At 74.3% G+C, this 432-nt stretch carries 1 protein-coding gene; it reads left to right on the top strand.

Annotation, left to right across the window (positions count from 1 at the left end):
• The coding region (locus tag ACOMDU_RS13695; protein ID WP_421130711.1) for a nucleoside hydrolase at positions 1-432 on the top strand (432 nt) is incomplete at both ends.

The following is a 432-nucleotide window of genomic DNA, read 5'->3' as shown; positions in this document are numbered from 1 at the left end:
GCCGAGACCCCGCTGCGCCGCCCTGCGGTCACCACCCCGGAGACCCACGGCGACGGCGGTCTCGGCCACGCCCGGATCGACCGACGCCCCGAGCGGCTCTCGCCCCGGCCCGCCGTGGACGTGTGGCTGGACGAGCTGCGGGCCCACCCCGGGGAGACGACGATCCTCTGCACCGCGCCACTGACGAACCTGGCCCTCGCGCTGCGGGCCGAGCCGCGCCTGCCGTTCCTCGCCCGCGGCATCGTGATCATGGGCGGCTCCTTCTATCCTCCGGGCAACACCACGCCCACCGCCGAGTGGAACACCTGGGTGGACCCGGATGCCGCGCAGGAGGTGTTCGCGGCATTCGAGGGACTGCCTGCGGATCGCCTGCCGGTGGTCGGCGCGCTCGAGACCACGGAGCGGATCGAGTACACGCCGGCCCTGCTGGAC

Source organism: Vescimonas sanitatis, from assembly GCF_049060325.1.
GTDB lineage: Bacteria > Bacillota > Clostridia > Oscillospirales > Oscillospiraceae > Vescimonas > Vescimonas sanitatis.
Note: the sequence above shows the minus strand (reverse complement) of the source record. Positions and strands in the feature narration are given on the sequence as shown.